Source organism: Siphonobacter sp. BAB-5405 (assembly GCF_002872335.1).
GTDB lineage: Bacteria > Bacteroidota > Bacteroidia > Cytophagales > Spirosomataceae > Siphonobacter.
This window is the reverse complement of sequence record NZ_NJAG01000175.1, coordinates 1-375: the sequence shown is the minus strand read 5'-3', so window position 1 is coordinate 375 and position 375 is coordinate 1. Positions and strand designations below refer to the sequence as shown.

Here is a 375-nt window from a genome sequence, read left to right as displayed (position 1 = left end):
GAGGACGGGGTTAATAATAGACAAATTGAAAAGAAGAATTTTCTGCCGAAAATCTTGAAGGAATTTGAAATCAAGGTTGGTACGAAGGTTAAATCGCTGAATCTGGGCGTTTGACGTAGACGGCGAGCTGGGTATGTCGTACAGTCCCGTTTGTTTCATGTAATCCAGGATGATCGCATATTTCGACACCTGATCACCTCCCGTAAACGACAGGTTGGCGTTCTGGTAACGTCCGTACTTCCGGAGCGTTTCGCCGTACCAGTCTACCGAAGGGGCCGTTCCATTCTGGTACGCCTGCAATTCCGTATTGGAGTACCGGGGCGACCATACAAACTGATTGTTGTTCAGTGTATAGCCGTCGTTGCTAATGGCCTG

The 375-nt window shown here is 48.3% G+C and carries 1 protein-coding gene; it reads right to left on the bottom strand.

Translation table 11 applies throughout. The features are described 5' to 3' along the window. A partial coding sequence (locus tag BWI97_RS27920) for a hypothetical protein (protein ID WP_199182137.1) occupies positions 1-375 on the bottom strand: 375 nt, incomplete at both ends.